This window comes from Nostoc sp. CmiVER01 (assembly GCF_034531135.2).
In the GTDB taxonomy this organism is placed as follows: domain Bacteria; phylum Cyanobacteriota; class Cyanobacteriia; order Cyanobacteriales; family Nostocaceae; genus Nostoc.
This window is the reverse complement of the sequence record NZ_JAVRBU020000084.1, coordinates 1-506: the sequence shown is the minus strand read 5'-3', so window position 1 is coordinate 506 and position 506 is coordinate 1. Positions and strand designations below refer to the sequence as shown.

Genomic DNA, 506 nt, shown 5'->3' with positions numbered 1-506 from the left:
CCCCCCGGGCTCTACGGGTTCCTGCGCGGCGCCTCACGGGCCGGACCGGGCGGAAGGTGGGATCGCATACCAGGCAGCGGTGGTCGTTGCGGTAACGCTCGCGGTGCCGTTCGCAGAAGGGGTAGCCAAGGTCGCCAGAGCTGGTGTTGCCGGCGGTGCCATTGCGCCCGGCGCGCTAGGAGGATCGGAAGGAGTTCATGTGGTCATTTTCTGACCATTGATTCTCACGGGTCGCGATCATCCACTGCCTCAGGTCTGATGGATTCGGTCAGGGGCGTCGGCTGAGAGGCCGCAGGTGCTTAGCGAGCCCGAGGATGGCTGCCCCGTAGCCCGGAAGGGGGGGGCCGCAATCACCCAATGTCGCTTCGACGACCTTGGCCGCGTGAAAGAGAGCCATCATCCCAAGCTCTTTAGCCCCTGCGATCACCAGCCTGGTACGAAACCGAGCTTCGACAAAATCCTCAGCCAGGGCAGCGTCACCGATGGCAAAGGCATCGGCGTAGATA

1 protein-coding gene is annotated in these 506 nt (G+C 64.0%); it reads right to left on the bottom strand.

Features of this window, described 5'->3' with window-relative positions:
* Positions 1-268 precede the first annotated feature (268 nt).
* On the bottom strand, positions 269-506 hold a 238-nt coding region (locus RMZ43_RS36100), incomplete at its 5' end, for a hypothetical protein (RefSeq protein ID WP_428851046.1).